The following is a 20,359-nucleotide window of genomic DNA, read 5'->3' as shown; positions in this document are numbered from 1 at the left end:
ACCGCCGGACAGCACGAGACCGGTGGGTGAGCGCGAAGGGGCCCTCATGGCGACGGACACGCCTGCGGACATGCCCGCAGAGACACCTGCGGAGGTGACCGCGGCCGACGAGCGATGGCGGCGCATGTGGAGCCACCGTGAGCACCTGCTCAAGGTGGCCCGGCGCAGGTCGATGAGCCCGGAGGACGCCGAGGACGCGGTGCACGAGGCGATGCTGCGCGCCGCCGAGCGGCCCGACCTGGACGAGGAGCGGCTCGCGGCCTGGCTGACGACGGTGACGATGCGGCTGTGCGTCGACCGGTACCGGCAGGTGAACCGCGAGGCCGAGGTGCGTACCAGCCCGACGCTCATCGCCCCCGGTCCGGTGCCCGTCGAGGAGGCGGTGTGCGACCGTGCCGAGGCGAAGTGGCTGGCGGTGCGCAGTGGGGAGCTGCCCGCGCGGCAGGCCGAGGCGCTGCGGCTGAAGTCGGAGGACCTGGACGTCGGCCAGGTCGCCGTCCGGATGGGGCTGAGCTACCGGACCGTCGAGTCGCTGCTGGCCCGGGCCCGGCGGACGCTGCGGCAGTCGCTGTCCGCCACGCTCGGGTTCGCGCTGTTCCTGATCGGGTGGGGACGGCCGCGCGGAGTCGGCAGGGCGCAGACGGTGGCGGTCGCCTCGACGGCGGCGTCCCTGGCGGTGGCGGGGTTCGTGCTGCCGTACGCCCTCGACGGCAGCGGAGACGGGGGCGGGGGTGGTAGGCCGCCTCGGCCCGCCGTTGCCTCTCCGGATGCCGAGGCGGTCCGGCCGGACAGCGGTGGAGGGGATCGTACGCCTCGGGGGAATGGGCCCACGGCTGCGGCAGCCGAGCGCGGAGCGGCCGAGTCTCCCGTGGGCGAATCGTTCCTGCCGCTGTCCGTGCCGTCGGTGCCGTCGGTGCCGTCGGTGCCGTCGGTGCCGTCGGTGCCGTCGGTGCCGTCACTGCCGGAGGTCCCGGACGTTCCTGAGGTCCCGGTGTCGCCGCTGCCCGCGTTGTCCGCGCCGGAGGTCCCGCAGGTGCCCGACGTCCCCGACTTGCCGGTGGAGCCCCTCGCCGTGCCGACCGGCACAGAGGTCCCTGCGGTCCCGGAAGCTCCGGAGGCACCCGCCACACCGTCCCCCTCACTCCCCGTGCCCACGCCGAGCCCGCTTCCGTAGCGCCCGGAAACCCGACCGGAGACCTGTCCGGAAACCCGCTCGAAAAAAATCCGCCACTCGAGCGACGGACCCCCCGCCCCTCCCCGTAGAGCAGATGTCAGAGCTGCTCCACGGGCTGAAGGGTGGACCGGATGGGTGTCGAGATCTGTGTGGAAGGGCTGACCAAGTCCTTCGGTCACCAGGTCATCTGGCAGGACGTCTCGCTGACGCTGCCCGCCGGGGAGGTCTCGGTCATGCTCGGGCCCTCGGGTACGGGCAAGTCGGTGTTCCTCAAGACGCTCGTCGGCCTGCTCAAGCCGGAGCGCGGCTCCATCACGATCCAGGGCCGGGACATCACCAAGCTCCGCGAGCACGACCTGTACGAGGTGCGCAAGCTCTTCGGCGTGCTGTTCCAGGACGGCGCGCTGTTCGGCTCGATGAACCTGTACGACAACATCGCCTTCCCGCTGCGCGAGCACACCCGTAAGTCCGAGAGCGAGATCCGGCGCATCGTGCTGGAGAAGATGGACATGGTCGGGCTGATCGGCGCGGAGGGGAAGCTGCCCGGTGAGATCTCCGGCGGGATGCGGAAGAGGGCCGGGCTCGCCCGGGCGCTCGTCCTCGACCCGGAGATCATCCTCTTCGACGAACCCGACTCCGGCCTCGACCCGGTCCGCGTCGCCTACCTCAACCAGCTCATCGTCGACCTCAACGCCCAGATCGACGCGACCTTCCTCATCGTTACGCACGACATCGCCTCGGCCCGCCAGGTGCCGGACAACATCGGGCTGCTGTTCCGCCGCGAGCTGGTGATGTTCGGGCCGCGCGAAGAGCTGCTGGCCAGCGACGAGCCCGTCGTACGGCAGTTCCTGAACGGCCGGATGCAGGGCCCGATCGGCATGGCGGAGGAGAAGGACGCGGCGCAGGTCGAGCAGGAGCTCGCGCAGATCGACGACAGCGGGCGCGTTCAGGAGCCGGCTCCCCGCCTGCTGCCGGGGCCGGGCATCGCCCGGCCACCCCGCTGGGAGGCCATCGCCCGGCGCGAGGCCGCGCTGCACCAGAAGGAGGTGGCCGGCGCGTGAGCCTGTCACCGGTGGGAGCGTTGCGGCACTCGGGCAGCCTCTTCGCGATGGCGCTGGACGTCGTCCGCACGATCCCCCGACGGCCCTTCCAGGCGCGGGAGTTCATCCAGCAGACGTGGTTCGTCGCGAGCGTCACCATCCTGCCGACGGCCCTGGTGTCGATCCCCTTCGGAGCGGTGATCGCGCTGCAGATCGGCAGCCTGACCCGGCAGCTCGGCGCCCAGTCCTTCGCCGGGGCCGCCTCCGTGCTCGCCGTGCTGCGCGAGGCCTCGCCGATCGTCACCGCGCTGCTGATCGCGGGTGCCGGCGGCACGGCGATCTGCGCCGACCTCGGGGCGCGGAAGATCCGCGACGAGATCGACGCGATGCAGGTGCTGGGCATCGACCCCATCCACCGCCTCGTCGTCCCCCGCGTGCTGGCGTCGATGCTGGTGGCGGTGCTGCTCAACGGCCTGGTGTCGGTGGTCGGCGTGGCGGGCGGCTACTTCTTCAACGTCGTTCTCCAGAACGGCACCCCGGGCGCCTATCTGGCCTCCTTCACCACGCTCGCCCAGCTCTCCGACCTGTGGGCCGCGGAGATCAAGGCGCTGGTTTTTGGAGCGATCGCGGCGATCGTCGCCTCGTACAAGGGGCTTACGGCCAAGGGCGGTCCCAAGGGGGTTGGCGACGCCGTGAACCAGTCGGTGGTGATCACCTTCATGTTGCTGTTCGTGACGAACTTCGTGATGACCGCCGTGTACTTCCAAGTCGTTCCCCAGAGGGGCTGAGGCATGGCGCTGTTGAAAGGCCTGGAGGAACTGGGAGCCCAGCTGTCCTTCTACGGGCGGTCGTTGGCCTGGACCGGCCGTACCGTGCGCCGCTACAAGAAAGAGATCCTGCGGCTGCTCGCCGAGGTGAGCTTCGGCCGGGGCGCGCTCGCCGTCGTGGGCGGCACGGTCGGCGTGATCGCCTTCCTGTCGTTCTTCACCGGCACGGAAGTGGGGTTGCAGGGGTACGCCGCGCTCAACCAGCTCGGCACCTCCAACTTCGTGGCGTTCCTCTCGGCGTACTTCAACACCCGTGAGATCGCCCCGCTGGTGGCCGGGCTCGCGCTCTCGGCGACCGTCGGCGCCGGGTTCACCGCCCAGCTGGGCGCGATGCGGATCAGCGAGGAGACCGACGCGCTGGAGGTCATGGGCGTGCCCTCGCTGCCGTTTCTCGTGACGACGCGGATGATCGCCGGGTTCGTGGCCGTCATCCCGCTGTACGTGATCGGCCTGCTGTCCTCGTACCTGGCCGCCCGCACCATCACCACCGGGTACTACGGGCAGTCCACGGGCACCTACGACCACTACTTCCAGCAGTACCTGCCCCCGGTGGACGTCCTGTGGTCCTTCGGGAAGGTGCTGGTCTTCGCCGTCCTGATCATCCTGGTGCACTGCTTCTACGGCTACTACGCGAGCGGCGGCCCGGCGGGCGTCGGCGTCGCCGTCGGCCGTGCGGTGCGGACCTCGATCGTGGCGATCAACGTCCTGGACTTCTTCCTGTCGCTGGCGATCTGGGGTGCCAGCACGACCGTACGGATCGCGGGGTGAGCCGCCGTATGAGGGTGCTGAGACTGCGGTTGTACGGCGTCGTCTTCATCGCCGTGCTCGCGTTGCTGCTGTCCCTGTCCGTCGCCGTCTACCGGCAGGCGTTCACGCCGGTCGTGCGGATCACGCTGGAGGCCGACAGCCTCGGCAACCAGCTCGATCCGCGCGCCGACGTCAAGCTGCGCGGGCTGCTGGTCGGCGAGGTGCGCGAGGTGCGGGCCGACGGGACGAAGGCGACGCTCGGCATCGCGCTCAAGCCGGAGCACGTCGCCCACATCCCGTCCGACGTGCACGCGCGCCTGCTGCCCAAGACGCTGTTCGGCGAGAAGTACATCGACCTGGTGCCGCCCGAGCGCTCCTCGGCCCGGCCCATCCGTGCCGGTGACGTCATCACCCAGGACCGCACCCGCGTCGGCATCGAGGTCCAGCAGCTGATGAACGACCTGCTGCCGCTGCTGCGGACGGTCCAGCCCGGCAAGCTCAACGCCACGCTCTCCGCGTTCGCCACCGCCCTCGACGGCCGCGGCGACCGGATCGGCGACAACCTCACGCGAGTGGAGGCCTACCTGCGCCGCCTCAATCCCCACCTGCCGTCCCTGAAAGAGGACATCGCACGCTTCGCCGACGTCGCCGAGGTCTACGGCGACGCGGCGCCCGACCTGATGGAGATCCTGCGCAACACCGTCACCACCAGCCGCACGATCGTCGTGGAGAAGGACCGGCTGGCCGCGGCGCTGAAGTCCACGGCCACCGTCGCGGGCACCGCCGAGGACTTCCTCGACGCCAACGGCGACCGGCTGATCACCCTCGGCCGGGTCTCCCGCCCCACGCTGGAGCTGTTCGCCCGCTACTCACCCCAGTACCCCTGCCTGCTGGCCGGCCTGGTCCGGCAGGAGAAGGCGTCCGAGGAGGCGTTCCGGGGCGGCAAGATGCACATCACGCTGGAGGTCGTACGGGCGCAGGGTGCCTACGAACCGGGTGAGGAACCGCGCTACGGCGAGCGGTCGGGACCGAACTGCCGTGATCTGCCGCATCCTCCGGTGCCGGCGCCCGGCGCCCATCTCAACGACGGTTCCAAGGAGGCGGGTCCGTCCTCGGGCGGTCCGCTCGGCGCCTCCGCCACCCGGGCAGAGCAGCGGGCCGTCGGCTCGCTCGTGGCGCCGGTGCTGGGCGTGCCCGCGGACGAGGTGCCGCCGGTCGCGACCCTGCTGTTCGGGCCGATGGCGCGCGGGACGGCGGTGAGCGTCGCATGAGCACCACAGGAGCCCGGCAGACCGCCGCCCCGCTGATCAAGTTCAGTCTCTTCGCGCTGGTGACGGTGGTGGCGACGGCCCTGCTCGCCGCCACCATCGTGAACATCTCCTTCACCCCCGAGCACGAGTACCGCGCGGTCTTCAGCGACGTCACCGGCCTGGAGGAGGGCGACGACATCCGGGTTGCCGGTGTGCGGGTCGGCGAGGTCGAGGGCATCCGGATCAAGGACCGGACGCTGGCCGAGGTCACCTTCACGGCCGGCCAGGACCGGCCGCTGCTCACCAGCACGGGCGCCGTGATCCGCTACCGCAACCTGGTCGGGCAGCGGTACGTCGCGCTGACCGAGGGCGCCGGCGACGGCACCCGGCTGCGCCCCGGCGGCACCATCCCGCTCGCGCGCACCCAGCCCGCCCTCGACCTGAACGCGCTGCTGAACGGCTTCAAGCCGCTGTTCGCCGCGCTCAGCCCGAAGGACGTCAACCAGCTCGCCACCGAGATCATCAAGACCCTCCAGGGCGAGGGCGGCACCGTCAACAGCCTGCTGACGCACACCGCGTCGCTCACCACGACGCTGGCCGGCCGCGACAAGCTGATCGGCTCGGTGATCGACAACCTCAACACCGTGCTGGAGACGCTCGACAAGCGCGGCGCCCGCTTCTCCGGACTGCTCAAGCAACTGCGCCGGGTCATCTCGGGCCTGTCCGCCGACCGCAAGCCCATCGGGAAGTCGCTGGTGAGCATCGGCGATCTGACGGAGGCCACGTCGGGCCTGGTGAAGGACGCGCGTCCGCCGCTGAAGGACGACATCGCGGAACTGACCGACCTCACCGGGACGCTGAACGACAACGAGAAGACCGTGGAGGGCGTGCTGAAGCGGCTGCCGAACAAGCTGGGCGAGCTGACGGGGACGGCGTCCTACGGCTCGTGGTTCAACTTCTACCTGTGCGACTTCGACGGCCGGATCGTACTGCCGAAGACGAAGCAGGTGCTCACGCCCGAGACGCACGTGGCGAGGGCGAGGTGTGGGGCATGAGCCGCAAGCGCCGCCCGGAGCCGCTGGTCAAGGTGCGCGTGGAGCCGCCGAAGCTGCCTCGCGTGCGACTGCCGAAGGTGCGGCTCCTGCCGCGCCGCAAGCCGCGTCCGCAGCCGCTGATCAAGGTCCGTGTCGAGCCGCCGAAGCTGCCGAGGATACGGCTCCGCCGTCCGCGCCTCGGCCCCTTCCGCGAGCGGAACCCGATCGTCATCGGCGCCGTCGGACTCACCGTCCTCGCGCTGCTGACCGTGGCCGCGTTCAACGCCGACCGCCTGCCGGTGATCGGCGACGGCGAGACGTACAGCGCCGCCTTCGCGGAGGCGGGCGGTCTCAAGCCGGGCGACGAGGTGCGGATCGCCGGGGTCAAGGTCGGCAAGGTCGAGGAGGTCGACCTGGACGGCGACCACGTCAAGGTCACCTTCAAGATCAAGGGCGAGCCGGGGGTCGGCACCGAGACCGGCGCGTCGATCCGGGTCAAGACGATCCTCGGCGCCAAGTACCTCGCCCTGCACCCCAAAGGCCGGGGCCGGTTGGAGCCCGGCAGCGAGATCCCGCTGCGGCGGACCGTCCCCGCGTACGACGTCGTACAGGCGTTCAGCGATCTCACCACCACGACGGAGAAGGTCGACACCGACCAGCTGGCGAAGGCGCTGGACACCGTCTCGACGACCTTCGAGGACTCACCGGAAGAGGTACGGGCGTCCATCAAGGGCCTGTCGAAGATCTCCCGGACGGTGGCCTCGCGCGACAAGGCCCTCAGGGAGCTCCTCGACCATGCGAACGGCGTGACGGGCGTACTCGCCGACCGGTCGGGCGACTTCACCGCCCTGGTCGAGGACGGCGACAAGCTGTTCAAGGAGATCAGCAAGCGGCGTGCGGCGATCCACAAGCTCCTGAAGACCTCGGCCGCGCTCGGCATCCAGCTCTCCGGCCTGGTCCAGGACAACGAGAAGGAGGTCGGGCCCGCGCTCAAGGGCCTCAACACCGTGGTGAAGATGCTCGAACGGAACCAATCAAGCCTGGACCGGAGCATCAAGCTCCTTGCCCCCTACGTGCGGGTCTTCACCAACACTCTCGGCAACGGCCGCTGGTTCGACTCCTACGTCCAGAACCTGGTCGCCGCCCCGGTGGTGCCGCGGACGCGGACGGGAGGCGCGCAGTGAGCAACCGTTGGAAGAAGGGCGCGGCCCTGCTGACCGCCCTGGCCCTGGTCGCCGCGCTCACCTACGTCCTGTGGCCGCGGACCGAGCCGGCCCGCGTCACGGCGTACTTCCCCCGCACCGTCGGCATCTACCCCGGCTCGGACGTCCGCGTGCTGGGCGTGCGGATCGGTGAGGTCAAGAAGATCACGCCGGAGGGCGGCCGGGTGCGGGTGGAGCTGGAGTACGACGCGGACCGCAAGGTCCCGGCGGACGCGCAGGCCGCGATCATCAACTCCTCGGTGGTCAGCGACCGTTACGTGCAGCTGCTGCCGGTGTACCGGAGCGGTCCGGTGCTGCGGGACGGGGACGAGATCCCCGAGTCGCGTACGGCCGTACCCGTCGAACTGGACCGCGTCTTCGACAGCCTGCACACCACGGCCGAGGCGCTCGGCCCCGAGGGCGCCAACAAGGACGGCGCCCTGTCACGGCTGCTCGGCGTCAGCGCCGACAACCTCGACGGCCAGGGCGGGAACCTCCACCGGACGGTCGAGGACCTCTCGGAGGCGGTCACGACTCTCTCCGACGGCCGCACGGACCTGTTCGGCACGGTCCGCAACCTCCAGGTGTTCACGGCGGCGCTGGCGGCGGACGACAAGAGCGTGCGGTCGTTCAACAGCAGCCTCGCCAAGGTCGCCGAGCAACTCGCGGGCGAACGCAAGGACCTGGCGGTCGCGTTGAAACACCTCGGCACGGCGCTCGGTGACGTGTCCGCCTTCGTGAAGAAGAACAAGAAGTCGCTGACGTCGAACGTGGAGGGCCTGAGCAAGGTGACCAAGGTGCTCGTCACTCAACGGGCCGCACTGGAGGAGCTGCTGGAGGTCGCGCCCACGGGCATGTCGAACCTGAACAACGCCTACAACCCCTCCGCCGGCACCCTCGACACCCGCAACAACCCCGGCCATCCGCAGGATCCGGCCTCACTGCTGTGCTCGATCCTGAAGACGACCGGGGAGAAGACCGACTGCGGGGACCTGAGGGACCTCTTCGACTCCCTGCCTCAAGTGCCCCGGGGCACCGCGGTCACCGGCACGGTCGACCGCACCCTCGGCGGAATCCTGGGGGCGAGCGCATGAGGCCACTGCGCAAGGGCGGGGCCGTCGCATGGGCGGCCGTAGGGACGCTGTTCCTGTCCGGCTGCGAGGTCAACGGCTGGTACGACGTGCCGCTCCCCGGCGGAGCCGCCGCCGACGGCCACGCCTACCACGTCACTGTCGAGTTCCGCGACGTCCTCGACCTGGTTCCGCAGTCGGCGGTCAAGGTCGACAACGTCACCGTGGGCGCGGTGGAGAAGGTCGAGCTGGAGGGCTGGCACGCGAGGGTCCGCCTCCGGGTCGCCGACTCGGTGAAGCTGCCCGCCAACGCCATCGCCGAACTGCGGCAGACCAGCATGCTCGGCGAGAAGTACGTGGCGCTGTCCAGGCCGCCGGAAAGCACACCGGTCGGGCGGCTCCGCGACGGTGATGTGATCCCCCTGTCCCGCAGCGGCCGCAACCCGGAGGTCGAGGAGGTGCTGTCCGCGCTGTCCGCCCTGCTCAACGGCGGCGGCGTGGCCCAGCTCAAGACGATCACCACCGAGCTGAACAAGGCCTTGGAGGGCCGGGAGAACCGGGTCAGATCCTTGCTCAAGGAACTCGACACCTTCATCGGCGGCCTGGACGACCAGCGCCAGGACATCGTCCGCGCGCTGAAGGCCGTGGACCGGCTGGCCAAACGGCTGGGCAAGGAGAAGAGGACGATCGCCGAGGCCGTCGACGCGATGCCGCCCGCCCTCAAGGTCCTGGCCGACCAGCGCCGTGACCTGACCAAGATGCTCACCGCCCTGTCCAAGCTGGGCAAGACCGGCACCAAGGTGGTCAACGCCTCGCACGACGACACGGTCGCCAACCTCAAGCAGCTGCGGCCGATCCTGCAACAGCTCAACAAGGCGGGCAGCGACCTGCCCAACTCCCTCGAACTGCTGACGACGTACCCGTTCCCGCGCAACGTGGTGGACGCCATCAAGGGCGACTACGTCAACCTGCACATCACGGCGGACCTCGATCTGGCCGGGATCTACGGCAACCTGACGGACGAGCCGGGCGGCGGGAACGGCGGGGACACCGGGCCCGGGCTTCCCGAGACCCCGGACCTGCCTGACGTACCGGACCTCCCGGACGCGCCGGACCTCCCGGACGTGCCGCGCGTGCCGAAGCCCACCGCGCTGCCGAGCGGTCCGAGCGTGCCGTCGTCCCCGTCGGCCCCCGACGGCGCCGGCGACCCGCTGTGCCCGCCGGTGTGCACCGCCGGCCACGGCTCCAGCGGCTACCGCACCGGGGGCGACTGGCCGGAGGGGATCAACCTCGAACTCGCCGAGCTGATGCTGAAGGGGGTCCAGCCGTGATCACCCGTACGGTCAAGGCGCAACTGATCGCCTTCGCCACCCTCACCGCCGTGGGTGTGTCGTACGTCGGCGCCGAGTACACGGGCCTGGTGGACGAGGTCCTGGACCGCGGCTACACCGTGCGGGCCGACTTCGCCGCCTCCGGGGGCGTGTTCCCCGGCGCCGAGGTCACGTATCGCGGGGTGCCGGTGGGCAAGGTCGGCGCACTGCGCCTGGCCGGCCCGGACGGGGTCTCGGTCACGCTCGACATCGAGGACGGAGCGCCGCGCATCCCGGCGGACACGCTGGCCGTCGTGGCGAACCGTTCGGCGGTGGGCGAGCAGTACGTCGACCTTCAGCCCCGCACCTCCCACGGCCCGTATCTGCTGAACGGCAGCACGATCCCGCGCGAGAGCACGCGAGTGCCGCTGTCGACGACGGACATGGTCCTCAGCCTGGACCGCCTGGTGAACTCGGTCGGCAAGGACGACCTACGCGTCACGGTCGACGAGTTGGGCCAGGCCTTCGCCGGCACCGGCCCGAACCTGAGCCGCCTGGTGGACTCGGGCAACACCCTGGTCGAGTCGGCGTCCGAGGCGCTGCCGGAGACGATCGCCCTGATCGAGGACTCGCGGAAGGTCCTGAAGACGCAGGCCGACCAGGGCTCGTCGATCAAGAGTTTCGCGCGCGATCTGGCGGCGCTCTCGGCCCAGTTGAAGACCAGCGACGGGGACCTGCGCAAGCTGATCGGCAACGCGCGGCCGGCGGCACAGGAGCTGAACTCGCTGCTGAAGTCGACCGGGCCGGAGCTGTCGGTCCTGCTGGCCAACCTGATCAGCGGCGGCCAGGTCACACTGGCCCGCCTCCCCGGCGTGGAACAGGCCCTGGTCACCTTCCCGCTGATGGTCGCGGGCAGCTACACGGTCGTCCCGGGCGACGGCACCACCCACTTCGGCCTGGTGCTGAACGCCGACGACCCGCCGGCCTGCACCCGGGGCTACGGCACGGCACGCCGCGACCCCGCGGACACCAGCACACGCGAGGCGAACACCGACGCCCGCTGCACGCTCCCGCGCGGCAGCGAGTCGTCGGTACGGGGCGCGCAGAACGCCCCGGGCGCGTCGAGCACCGACGGCGGCGCGAACCAGGCGACGTACGTCACCCCGTACGACCCGGAGACCGGCACCACCACCGGCCCGGACGGAAAGAACGTCGAGATCGGCTCGACGGGCGGCCAGCAGGCCGTGTTCGGAAAGGAGTCGTGGCAATGGCTGCTCGTCGGCCCCATGGCATGAAGCCGGTGCGACCCGGAGTGCTGACGGCGGGACTCGTCGCGGCGACCGTCCTCACCACAGCACTGACACTCTGGCTGGCCCTCACCCTCTACGACCAGCGCGAGGCGGACCAGCGACGCCAGGGCATCCTGGCCGCGGCCCGCCAGTCGGCGCTGAACTTCACGTCCCTCGACTACCGGCACTACGACCGCGACAGCGCGAACGTACTGGCGGGCGCGACCGGCGACTTCAAGAAGCAGTTCACCGCACAGACGGAGCAGTTGACGCAGCTGGTGGCCCAGAACAAGTCCGTGTCCCAAGGCCAGGTACTGGAGGCGGGCATCGTCCGCTCCGACGAGGACTCGGCCCGTGTGCTGGTGGTCGCCGACAGCAAGGTGACCAACACCGCCGCGCCCGAAGGGGAGGCGCGCACGTACCGGCTCCAGCTCGACCTCGTACACAAGGACGGCCGCTGGCTGACGTCCGACGTCGAGTTCGTCGGCTGATCCACGGGCCGATCCGCCGACCGACAAGCACCGACGAGGAGCACCACCATGCCGAAGACGACCACCGGCCGCGCCCCCGGTCCCGGCACCCGCCGCACCATGACGGCGGCCGCCCGCGCGGCGGCGAAGCGCGCCGAGCGCGGCCACCGCGCAGCGGGCGCGGCGACGGCCACGGCCACGTCCGGCGACGAGGAGTCCCCGCGCCGGGACGAGCGGCCACGCGCCGGACGCACCGTCCTCGTCGAGGCCCCGAAGGACGGCTGGGACGACCCGCCGGAGCCGTCGCCGGAGTCGTTCGAGGAGGACGGGCCGCGAGAGCGAAGCGAGCCCGGCCCCGGCGGCCGCCGGAGGCTGCTCACCTCGGTCCTGGCCGTCCTGGTCGCCGTCGGCCTGGTCGCGCTCGCCGCCCTCGGATGGCAGTACCGCGACGGCCGCCTGACGGAGACCGGCCGGACCGAGGCGCTCGCGGCCGCGCGCAAAGCGGCGCCGATCGTCCTGTCGTACGACTACCGCCACCTGGACAAGGACTTCTCGACGGCCCGCGCCCACCTGACCGGCGACTTCCGCGACGAGTACGGCAAGACCACGAAGACCGTGGTCGCCCCGACGGCCGAGAAGTACCGCGGCGTGGTGAAGGCCACGGTCGCCGCCCCCGGCTCCGGCACCGCCCCGGCCGCCTCCGTCGTCTCGGCCTCTCCCGACAAGGTCGTGGTCCTGCTCTTCGTCAACCAGGTCACCGAGAGCACCCAGGTCTCGGGGTCCCGCGTGGACCTGAACCGGGTGCGGATGACGATGGAGCGCACGGGCGACGGGTGGAAGGTGAGCGCGGTGGACGCGTTGTGATACCGAAGCCGAGGTGAGATCCCCGGATCCACTGTCAACTTCCGGCCAGGCAGGCTACTTTGAGTACGCATGACCGTCATATTCGGACGTGTCGGTGTATGCAGCACAGCTCGTCAGTACTTCTCTGCCGTGGGGGGCCATGTCGGACCAGAACGCTTTCGAGTCGAACACATCGGGTGGGACCGACGGGCAGGTGGGAAACGCACGCGCCGCTGACGCGATCGAACTGATCGAGCAGGTTCTGGACCTGCTGTCGCGGGCGAGGGAACTGGAGCTCGCGTGGAGCGATCACCCTGAGGGTGAGGCGGGCGCGATCGACGTCGTCAGGAGGGAGCTGGAAGCCGTCCGCGGCGGGGAGCTCCGGATGTCGGTGGTCGCGCCGATGAAGGCCGGGAAGTCCACGTTGATCAACTCCGTCGTCGGCTATGAACTGCTGCCCGCCCGGGCGGCGGCCATGACCACGCTGCCGACCCGCATCGTGTTGGACCAGCGCGTGCACGAGGCCCAGCTGACGGACCACGACAACGACCACTTCGCCCCCGTCCTGGAACTTCGCGAGGAGGACGCGGCGCAGTTCAACCTGCTGGTCAAGGCGCTTCGGGCACATGTCTCCAAGCCGGTGGCCGGAGGCCTCCTCAAGCAGTACCCGCACCTCGCGACCCTGGTCAACGACATCCTGTCCGACAGGATCGAGGACATCGGAGTGCGCTATGAGGGCAGAGCAGCCGTACAGAAGTGCCTGACGCTGCTCAACGACCTCGTGCGCCTCGCGGGGCGGGTGATGCCGGACGGCTGGAAGGCGGACCTCGCGGACGTCCCCGTGGTGCGTACGCCGTACTGGTCCGTCACGTCCCAGGAGGCCGAAGGTCCGGGGCGCCTGGTCATCGTGGACACCCCGGGCCCGGACGAGCACGACCTCGCGGACATGCTGACGGCGGTGGTCCGCAGGCAGCTCAGCGAGAGTCACATCGTGCTGGTCGTGCTTGACTACACCAAGATGGGCGGGAAGTCGGACGCACAGATCCGGGAACTGATGGAGCCCCTGCTCAGTGTGGTCGGGACGGAGAAGCTCTTCGCAGTGGTCAACAAGATCGACCAGAAGCGTCGTGAGACGGATCTGGACGACGAGGGCATCGTGCGTTCGGCCTGCGCCAACCTCGGGCTGACCGATTCCCGGGCCTCCAGCCGTGTCTTCACGGTGTCGGCCGAGTGGGCCCTGGCGTCGGTGCAGGTGTTGGCGGCGTTGGCGCGATCCGACGACGCGCCCGTGGCGGACGGCAGCGCCGCACGGCTGGCCCGGCTTCTCTACCCCGTGGACTGGCAGGACCAGTTGGAGGACATGAGCCCCGGCCGACTGCGCAAGAGCACCAAGCGAGCGCTGGAGTTCAGCCGTATCAACCAGTTCCTCGTCTCCGTGGTGGCCTGGCTGCGCATGCGCGTGCTGCGGTTGGCCGTTGACGCCGCGCTGGACAAGGCCGCGGCCGAACTTTCCGATCTGCAGACCGCGACGCTGGCACGACGCGATCTCATCGGACGCGAATCGGAGGACCTGGCGGCAGCGGCTCGTCAGATCTCCGCCGATCTCGACGCCATCGCGGGCTTCCGCAGCCAGGTGAGCTCTCCGTCGAAGCTGGCCGGCGAGCTCGCGGGCCAGCTGAGCAAGCGCGAGCTCAAGCGGGCCGAGGCCGAGGGCGAAAAGGTCGTGGAGGAGTTCCGCGACACCAACTCCCATTCCTGGGGCCGCAACCCCATGGCGATGCTCACCGGCAGGTTCACACGAGGTGACGGAGCCCTCGAGTTCGCCACCCAGGAAGCCGCGGAGGAGTACGTCCACGCCCAGACCTTCCGGGCCCGGCAAGAACTCGACGCCGTCCTCGAACGGGCCCGGACGCACATCGAGTCACGCGTGGGCGCGTCGGCCGAGGAACAGGTCCGTCGCCAGAGCGAGCGGGTCCGGCCGGTGGTCGTGCGTGCCGCGGACCGGATGAAGGACGAGTTCAACGTCACCTTCAGCATCCCCGCATGGGAACTGGGCAGGGCGAACGTCGCGGAACTCCCCACCGAGCTCCAGACGGAGACCAAGGCAACGAGCCGCAAGATCGAACGCGAGTATCACCAACGCTCCTGGCGACGCCTGTGGCTGTGGAAGAGCACGTACGCCAAGACCGAGACGGAGATCACCGAGGAGCGGACCTACCTGGTGCGGCCCGATGCCATGGCGACCGGCCTGCAGGTTTCGTTCGAGGAGCGGCTGAAAGAGATCCATGCCGCCCTGGGCGGCCATGTCCGGGAGATGATCACACAGCAGGTGTCCCAGTACTACGACCAGGTCGAGGCGTTCCTCCAGCGGTACCGGCACATCCTGCAGCAGTCCGCCGAGGACAACCAGCTCCAGGAAATGCGCCAGGTCGAACTGCGGGAGTCCTTGACCGGCTTCCTGGACGCCACGCGGGCACTGCACAGTGAAGTGCGCCATCTACGTGGTGTCTGAGACGGCGAACCCGCGGGCCGTACGTCCCCGGGTGATGCCGCTGCCTCACGACCTGTGCTGGATGCTCAGCAGTCTCCACACGGCCGCCGCCAAGGTGCTGGCGTCGGCCGGCGCGGCCGGTGCCACGAGTCCTGCCGGTACGCCGGACCGCCTCCGGCCCTTGCTGCCCGAACTGTCGGAGGCGCCTTCCGGACGCCTTGACTACCGGATCGCGGTGGTCGCCCCGATGAAGGCGGGCAAGTCCACGCTCCTCAACGCGGTCCTGAGCCGGGAGCTGCTGCCGTCGCGCGGCCCTGCCATGACGGTGCTGCCCACCTGTGTGGTGCCGGTCGCCGCGGAGAGCGTCCCGGAGCCGGTCCTCACGGTGCCCGGGTCCACTATCGAGGGCGTCACGGCACTCGCCCACCGGTTGGCCCGGCCCGGGCACCGGCCCGCTGTGGCCACCGCTGTCCGGCGGCACCCGCAACTGGCCGCCGCCGAGGCCCGGTTGTCCGGCACCGGCGTGGCGGGGCCGCCGCACCGCACCGTCGGAACCCGGGCGATCCGCGCGGTCCTGGCGGAGGTGAACGATCTGCTCCGGCTGGCACTGACGGCGCTGGCCCACGAGGACGTCTTGGTGCAGCTCCCCAGCCTGCAGCCGCCCGAAGTGGTGGTTCCCGTGCCCTGGATGGTCACGGATCCGGCGGGAGGATGGCTGGTACTGGTGGACACCCCTGGTCCGGACGAAGAGCTGCCGCCGGGCATGCTGGACCGCTTCGTCAGGCAGGAGATCCACCGAGCACACGAACTGCTGCTGGTCACCGACGCCACACGGCGCGACAACGAGGCCGAGCACACCGTCACCCGCATGGCCACGTCCGTTCAGAAGCCGGTGTTCACCGTCGTGAACCGGGTGGATCTGGCGGACGACCCACGGAACGCGTCCTCAACCCCGTCGCAGGGTTCCGGCGTACGCACAGCCGCCCGTCAGGGCCTGGCAGCGGCATCTGTCCTGCGGCGCCCACCGGACGGCGAACGACGGCACGAGGCCTCCGCCGCGGAGCGCGCCTTTCTGCGGACGGCGTTCCCTCTCGACTGGGAGCATCACGCCGACGTGCTGTCCGGAGCTGAGATCCGGAATCTGGCCCGACGGCAATGGGAGCAGTCCGGGGTGCCGGCGCTGCTCGACCAGCTGATCACCGTCCGAGCCCGCAACCCCGGTGCGTGGGCACTGGCCGACCTGCTCTCCCGCATCGCCTCGGTCGGCGATCCGGCCGCCGCTGTGTCAGGTCGCCCTCTTGCGCCACGTGACGGGATCACGGTCCTGGCGAGCCGCCGGCAGCAGCTTGTCGAGAGGGCTCGGAGCCTGTACGTCCGTACTCCGATCACTTGGAGGTGATCCGCCGTGTCCGAGGACCTGTACCAACTCGCCCGGGACGTCCCTCTGGTGCCCGACCGGGTGATGCTGGAACTCGCCAACAGCGTGGTGGTTGCCGATGACTTCACCCGTTTCCGGCAGGAGCAGGGGGTGATCCGCGGCCTGCTCGCCGGGATCGTGGGGAAGGAACGCCGCCGCGAGCTGCTCACCACGCGTGCCCTCATCGACGGCCAGCAAGCCCTGATCGGCTGGGTGACGGAGCTGTCGGGGCATGTGCAGGTCTCGGACCTGGCCCTGCGCCGGGTCGCGAACTGCCTCGGGGAGACGCGGCGCCGCTCGGAGTCGGACACCGCGCGGTTGTCGGCACGGCTCACCGAACTCGCCGAGGTCGTGGCACGGGTGGCCGAGGTGTGCGAGGAGCGGTTCACTCGGATCGAGGACCGGGTGTCGGCGCTGGAGCACCGGCAGGCCTTGACGGAGTTGCGCCTCAGAGCCGACGACAGCTTCGCCCTGTCCACTGGACGCTGGGCCTCCGGGCAGACGTACGCCACGTTCCCATGGCCTCTCCAGGTGGTGCTCCTGGCCGCGGAGGTCGCCAACGGTCCGGCTGGGCTCTACGGCCATCGGACCGGCGACAAGACCTTCGACGAGCGACTGGTCAACAAGATCATGACCACGCCGCTCCGGGACTCCCCGCAGGGGAGGTTCGTCGTCACCGACCTCCTCGACCAGGCATGTGGCTCTCTGGCAGGGAGCGAGCGCCAGTTGGTGGCGGAGCTGCTGGGCAGCGGCCTGGAGACCTCCCTCGTCGCACCCACCGGGGCGCTGGTTTCCGTCATCGGCAGTGCCGTGGAGCTGTGGGCCCTGCCTCAGGGGGCGAGGCCGGCCGCCCCCGCGAAGACGGCGTTGGCGCTCGTGCAGCGGCGCCACGGGATGTGGACCCCCCGTACCAGCAGTGCACGACGCTTCGTCGAGCACGTCGTGGACGAGCAGACCGCCGCGTCCCGCACGCTGCGTCGGCGGTTCACCCCGACCGGAGAACAGCGCGGCGAGCCCGGGGGAGGGCACCTCGCAGGATCGGACGCCGCCACGGCCGGAGGGCTTCTGCCATGACCGGTCTCGACGATCTCGCGGCCGCAGCACGGAGTACGGCGGCGGGCCGGACGGACGCCGGTCCTGGGCCCAGGAAGGTCGAACAGCTCCCTCCTGCGCCTCCTGCATCCGGTGCGATCAAGCCCAGGATCGGTCTGGTGCTGTCCGGTGGCGGCGCCAAGGGCGCCTATCACGTCGGCGTGGTGGAGTGCCTGGCGTCGGCCGGTGTGCACATCGACGCCGTCGCGGGCGCCAGCATCGGCGCGCTGAACGGGGCGGTGCTCGCCTGCGCCGGGAACCTGGAACAGGGAGCGGTGGCCCTGCGCGCGATCTGGGATGAGGTGGCGGCATACAGCGCGGTACCGGAACGGCGCGGCGGGGTCGCGGACGGTCTCGGCGTGCCTGTCGAGGAAACGACCTCGGAACAGCTCAGGCTGCTGCTCCCGCGGTTGACCGGGCAGGTCGTCCGCCCCTCGTACCTGGAAGGGCTCGTCGCCACCCATGTCGACCCCGGCCGACTGGACGGCGGAACGCCGTTGTGGGTATCCGCCTTCCCTGCCCTGGAGGAGCTCGACGTACTTCACGACTGGGGCTGGGTCCTCGACGTCCTCCGCTCCAGACTCGGCACACGCGCGGAATGGCTGCACGTCAACGCGCTGCCGCCGGAGGAACGTCAGCCGGCCGTGCTGGCAAGTGCCGCGCTCCCTGTGATCCTGCCCGCACGACGTGTGGACGGGCGGCTTTTCAGGGACGGCGGCATCGCGGACAACACTCCGGTAGGAGCGCTCGCCCATCGTGAACAGTGCGACATCGTGATCGTGGTCCACCTGACCGACGGCGTGCTGTGGGACGCCCACGATTTCCCCGGCATCGGCGTCATCGAGATCCGGCCGAGCCGGCCCTTGCAGATGCCCGGCCCGCTCGGTGGGACGACCGCCCTCGTCGACTTCTCCCCTTCCCGGTTGCACAGCCTGCGGGCTCTGGGCAACCGGGACGCCACGAGCATTCTGGAGGCACTGGGTGCCCAGATCTCCGCGGTGTGGGGGACACGTTCCGCCGAGCAGTCGATGCTGGACGCCGTCGCCAGGTTGGAGTCCGCTACCGAGACGGACTGAACGGCGGCGCTCATGGACTGTGCCGTTCTTATGCCCCGCCGATCCTCCGCCCGTGGCGTTCCGCTCCCAGCCGGGCGTAATAGTCCACGAGCTCGGGAGCATCCACCGTCGCCCGGTTGACCACCTGCGCGGCGGGCGCCCCCTGGAGGAGGCGTTTGACGGGAACCTCGAGCTTCTTGCCGGTGCGGGTGTGCGGGATGGCCGGTACTTCGAGGATCTCGTCGGGGACGTGGCGTGGTGAGGCGCCGGTGCGGATCGCGTTCCTGATCTTCTCGCGTAGGGACTCGTCCAGAGTCGTCCCAGCCGCCGGCACCACGAACAGCGGCATCCAGTAGCCCCCGTCCGGTTCCTCCGCTCCGACGACCAGGGCCTCGGCGACCTCCGGCAGGCGTTCCACGACGTCGTGGATGTCCGCGCTGCCCAGGCGTACGCCGTTGCGGTTGAGGGTGCTGTCGGAGCGGCCGTGGACGATGACCGAGCCGTGCGGGGTGAGGGTGATCCAGTCGCCGTGGCGCCAGACGCCGGGGTAGGAGGAGAAGTAGGCGTCCTGGTAGCGGGTGCCGTCGGGGTCGTTCCAGAAGTGAAGTGGCATGGAGGGCATGGGGCGGGTGATGACCAGTTCGCCTACCTGGCCGGTGACCGGGAGGCCATCGGCGTCGTACGCCGTCAGGGCCACGCCCAGGTGGGGTGCGGACAACTCGCCTGCCCAGACGGGGGTGGTGGGTGCGCTGCCGGCGAAGCCGGAGACCACGTCCGTGCCGCCGCTGATGGAGGCGAGCAGGACGTCGCCGCCCACGTGGTCGCGGACCCAGGGGTAGGCCGAGGCCGGGAGGGTGGAGCCGGTGCAGCCGACCACGCGGACGGATGACAGGTCGTGGGCCGTGGGGTCGATGCCGAATTTGGCCATGCCGAGCAGGTATTGGGGGCTGGTGCCGAAGACGGTCACGCGGTGGCGTGCGGCCAGCTCCCAGAGGATGTCCGGCCGGGCGAACGGTGCCGGGCTGCCGTCGTAGGTGCAGGTCGTGGCGCCGGTCAGCAGTGTCGAGGCGGCCAGGTTCCACATCATCCAGTGCGTGGTGGTGTACCAGAGGAGGCGGTCGCCGGGGCCCAGGTCCGAGTGCAGGCTCAGGGTCTTCAGATGCTCCAGCAGGACGCCGCCGTGGCCGTGGACGATGCCCTTGGGCAGGCCGGTGGTGCCGGAGGAGAAGACGACCCACAGGGGGTGGTCGAACGGCACCGGAGTGCAGATCAGTTCCTCGGTGCGGGTGGAGGCGTCCTCCCACGGGATCGCCAGGGTGGGGTGGCCGGTGTCGGGCCAGGGCAGGCCCACGTGGTCGACCAGGACGGTGGCCTTCAACGTCGGGAGTGACCCTGTCAGTTCGGCGGTGGCGTCGCGGCGGTCGTGGGTGGTGCCGTTGAAGAGGTAGCCGTCGGCGGCGATCAGGACCGTGGGTTCGAGCTGGGCGAACCGGTCGGCGGCGGCCTGGGGCGCGTAGTCCTGGCCGCACACCGACCAGACGGCGCCCAGGCTCGCGGCGGCCAGGAACGCGACGATCGCGTGCGGGGTGTTGGGCAGGTAGCCGACGACCCGGTCGCCCCGTCCCACACCCAGTTCGCGCAGGGTCGCGGCCACCGCGGCGACGTGGGCGCGGAGCCGCTGACCGGTCACCTCGTATCCCGAGCCGGTCTCGTCGAGGGCGATGATCGCCACGTCGTCGTCGGTGAGGTTGCGCAGGGCGTGGTGGGTGTAGTTGAGGGTGGCTCCTGGGAACCAGCGGGCGCCCGGCATGGTCTTCTCGGCCAGCACCTGCTCGTACGGGGTCTCCGCCTCGATGCCGAAGTACTCCCAGACCGCGCCCCAGAAGCCCTCCAGGTCGGTGACCGACCAGTGGTGCAGGACGGCGTAGTCGGCGTCGGCCGCCACGCCCCGGTGCCGGGCGGCCGCCCAGCGGGTGAAGTCCATGATGCGGCTGGCCGCCGCGGCCTCCGGATCGGGGGTGAAGAACGGGTCCGGGTACTTCATCTTG

At 70.4% G+C, this 20,359-nt stretch carries 17 protein-coding genes; 16 read left to right on the top strand and 1 reads right to left on the bottom strand.

Annotated elements, in window-relative coordinates; translation table 11 throughout:
- The first annotated feature begins 46 nt into the window (after nt 1–46).
- The 16 genes from OHU35_RS12470 to OHU35_RS12395 all read left to right on the top strand — a co-directional run bounded on the left by OHU35_RS12470 (nt 47) and on the right by OHU35_RS12395 (nt 18,332).
- The gene (locus tag OHU35_RS12470; protein WP_405505317.1) at nt 47–1,174 is read left to right on the top strand and encodes a sigma-70 family RNA polymerase sigma factor; all 1,128 of its coding nucleotides are present in this window, start codon (nt 47–49) and stop codon (nt 1,172–1,174) included.
- Nucleotides 1,175–1,305: 131 nt separating this feature from the next.
- On the top strand, nt 1,306–2,235 hold the full coding sequence (locus tag OHU35_RS12465) for an ABC transporter ATP-binding protein (RefSeq protein ID WP_184592007.1): 930 nt from the start codon (nt 1,306–1,308) through the stop codon (nt 2,233–2,235).
- On the top strand, nt 2,232–3,002 hold the full coding sequence (locus OHU35_RS12460) for an ABC transporter permease (RefSeq protein ID WP_184592005.1): 771 nt from the start codon (nt 2,232–2,234) through the stop codon (nt 3,000–3,002). Before OHU35_RS12465 ends, OHU35_RS12460 begins: the two co-directional genes overlap by 4 nt.
- Before the next feature lie 3 nt (nt 3,003–3,005).
- Entirely contained in the window at nt 3,006–3,809 is an 804-nt protein-coding gene (locus OHU35_RS12455) for an ABC transporter permease (protein WP_086842861.1), read from the top strand.
- An 8-nt stretch (nt 3,810–3,817) separates the two neighbouring features.
- Nucleotides 3,818–5,059, top strand: coding sequence for an MCE family protein (locus OHU35_RS12450; protein WP_405505316.1), 1,242 nt, complete (start codon nt 3,818–3,820; stop codon nt 5,057–5,059).
- The gene (locus tag OHU35_RS12445; protein ID WP_189724736.1) at nt 5,056–6,093 is read left to right on the top strand and encodes an MCE family protein; all 1,038 of its coding nucleotides are present in this window, start codon (nt 5,056–5,058) and stop codon (nt 6,091–6,093) included. The genes OHU35_RS12450 and OHU35_RS12445 overlap by 4 nt, the downstream gene beginning before the upstream one ends.
- Entirely contained in the window at nt 6,090–7,256 is a 1,167-nt protein-coding gene (locus OHU35_RS12440; protein ID WP_405505315.1) for an MCE family protein, read from the top strand. Before OHU35_RS12445 ends, OHU35_RS12440 begins: the two co-directional genes overlap by 4 nt.
- Complete coding sequence (locus OHU35_RS12435; protein WP_405505314.1) at nt 7,253–8,368, top strand: MCE family protein; 1,116 nt, start codon at nt 7,253–7,255, stop codon at nt 8,366–8,368. Before OHU35_RS12440 ends, OHU35_RS12435 begins: the two co-directional genes overlap by 4 nt.
- The gene (locus tag OHU35_RS12430; RefSeq protein ID WP_405505313.1) at nt 8,365–9,675 is read left to right on the top strand and encodes an MCE family protein; all 1,311 of its coding nucleotides are present in this window, start codon (nt 8,365–8,367) and stop codon (nt 9,673–9,675) included. Before OHU35_RS12435 ends, OHU35_RS12430 begins: the two co-directional genes overlap by 4 nt.
- A complete protein-coding gene (locus OHU35_RS12425) occupies nt 9,672–10,949 on the top strand; it encodes an MCE family protein (RefSeq protein ID WP_405505312.1) in 1,278 nt (425 codons plus the stop codon). The genes OHU35_RS12430 and OHU35_RS12425 overlap by 4 nt, the downstream gene beginning before the upstream one ends.
- Complete coding sequence (locus OHU35_RS12420) at nt 10,922–11,434, top strand: hypothetical protein (protein WP_229872971.1); 513 nt, start codon at nt 10,922–10,924, stop codon at nt 11,432–11,434. Before OHU35_RS12425 ends, OHU35_RS12420 begins: the two co-directional genes overlap by 28 nt.
- Before the next feature lie 48 nt (nt 11,435–11,482).
- Nucleotides 11,483–12,277 carry a hypothetical protein gene (locus tag OHU35_RS12415; protein ID WP_189724732.1) on the top strand — a complete coding sequence of 265 codons (795 nt, stop codon included), beginning with the start codon at nt 11,483–11,485 and terminating at the stop codon, nt 12,275–12,277.
- Between the two features lie 193 nt (nt 12,278–12,470).
- Entirely contained in the window at nt 12,471–14,768 is a 2,298-nt protein-coding gene (locus OHU35_RS12410; RefSeq protein ID WP_189724731.1) for a dynamin family protein, read from the top strand.
- On the top strand, nt 14,761–16,146 hold the full coding sequence (locus tag OHU35_RS12405; RefSeq protein WP_189724730.1) for a dynamin family protein: 1,386 nt from the start codon (nt 14,761–14,763) through the stop codon (nt 16,144–16,146). The genes OHU35_RS12410 and OHU35_RS12405 overlap by 8 nt, the downstream gene beginning before the upstream one ends.
- Nucleotides 16,147–16,152: 6 nt before the next feature.
- The gene (locus OHU35_RS12400) at nt 16,153–17,238 is read left to right on the top strand and encodes a hypothetical protein (protein ID WP_189724729.1); all 1,086 of its coding nucleotides are present in this window, start codon (nt 16,153–16,155) and stop codon (nt 17,236–17,238) included.
- Nucleotides 17,235–18,332: a patatin-like phospholipase family protein gene (locus OHU35_RS12395; protein ID WP_405505311.1), complete on the top strand. Its 1,098-nt coding sequence runs from the start codon at nt 17,235–17,237 to the stop codon at nt 18,330–18,332. Before OHU35_RS12400 ends, OHU35_RS12395 begins: the two co-directional genes overlap by 4 nt.
- A 28-nt stretch (nt 18,333–18,360) precedes the next feature.
- Here OHU35_RS12395 and OHU35_RS12390 read toward each other — a convergent pair whose 3' ends face one another.
- Nucleotides 18,361–20,355 (bottom strand): acetoacetate--CoA ligase, encoded by a 1,995-nt coding sequence (locus tag OHU35_RS12390; RefSeq protein WP_405505310.1) that lies wholly within the window; start codon nt 20,353–20,355, stop codon nt 18,361–18,363.
- Nucleotides 20,356–20,359 lie beyond the last annotated feature (4 nt).

This window comes from Streptomyces purpurascens, assembly GCF_045040895.1.
In the GTDB taxonomy this organism is placed as follows: Bacteria; Actinomycetota; Actinomycetes; order Streptomycetales; family Streptomycetaceae; genus Streptomyces; species Streptomyces purpurascens.
The sequence above is the reverse complement of the archived record's forward strand: the minus strand, read 5'-3'. Positions and strand labels throughout refer to the sequence as shown.

Bases quoted from the DNA above. Each gene is read 5' to 3' on its own strand.
- OHU35_RS12470 (WP_405505317.1), top strand. From the start codon at position 47: ATGGCGACGGACACGCCTGCGGACATGCCCGCAGAGACACCTGCGGAG.
- OHU35_RS12465 (WP_184592007.1), top strand. From the start codon at position 1,306: ATGGGTGTCGAGATCTGTGTGGAAGGGCTGACCAAGTCCTTCGGTCAC.
- OHU35_RS12455 (WP_086842861.1), top strand. From the start codon at position 3,006: ATGGCGCTGTTGAAAGGCCTGGAGGAACTGGGAGCCCAGCTGTCCTTC.
- OHU35_RS12450 (WP_405505316.1), top strand. From the start codon at position 3,818: ATGAGGGTGCTGAGACTGCGGTTGTACGGCGTCGTCTTCATCGCCGTG.
- OHU35_RS12445 (WP_189724736.1), top strand. From the start codon at position 5,056: ATGAGCACCACAGGAGCCCGGCAGACCGCCGCCCCGCTGATCAAGTTC.
- OHU35_RS12440 (WP_405505315.1), top strand. From the start codon at position 6,090: ATGAGCCGCAAGCGCCGCCCGGAGCCGCTGGTCAAGGTGCGCGTGGAG.
- OHU35_RS12430 (WP_405505313.1), top strand. From the start codon at position 8,365: ATGAGGCCACTGCGCAAGGGCGGGGCCGTCGCATGGGCGGCCGTAGGG.
- OHU35_RS12420 (WP_229872971.1), top strand. From the start codon at position 10,922: ATGGCTGCTCGTCGGCCCCATGGCATGAAGCCGGTGCGACCCGGAGTG.
- OHU35_RS12415 (WP_189724732.1), top strand. From the start codon at position 11,483: ATGCCGAAGACGACCACCGGCCGCGCCCCCGGTCCCGGCACCCGCCGC.
- OHU35_RS12395 (WP_405505311.1), top strand. From the start codon at position 17,235: ATGACCGGTCTCGACGATCTCGCGGCCGCAGCACGGAGTACGGCGGCG.
- OHU35_RS12390 (WP_405505310.1), bottom strand. From the start codon at position 20,355: ATGAAGTACCCGGACCCGTTCTTCACCCCCGATCCGGAGGCCGCGGCG.